Origin of the sequence: Bartonella vinsonii subsp. vinsonii (genome assembly GCF_902825235.1) — a bacterium.
Lineage (GTDB): Bacteria > Pseudomonadota > Alphaproteobacteria > Rhizobiales > Rhizobiaceae > Bartonella > Bartonella vinsonii.
Map to the genome: position 1 here is coordinate 1 of NZ_CADEAJ010000100.1, position 255 is coordinate 255.

At 40.8% G+C, this 255-nt stretch carries 1 protein-coding gene; it reads right to left on the minus strand.

Annotation, left to right across the window (positions count from 1 at the left end):
- Positions 1-255: hypothetical protein (locus J7R12_RS08815; protein WP_208439094.1), on the minus strand; the 255-nt coding region annotated here is incomplete at both ends.

The following is a 255-nucleotide window of genomic DNA, read 5'->3' on the forward strand; positions in this document are numbered from 1 at the left end:
AAATATGATCCGCATTTAAAAATAACGTTTGCGGCGTGTAAATATGAGAACGATCATTGCTTAAATCGAGAGTATTTGCTGTCAATCTCACATCCCCCTTAGCAGACAGCACATTCTCAACACTGATTCCTCCTGATACCGATGTCAATGTTGCTGTGCCATAGCCAATGACCTGATCGTAATAAATGTCGTCGCCAGCAAAAAGATCAATATTGCCACCACTGATAATATGTTCAACCTTTATGCCCCTTTGTG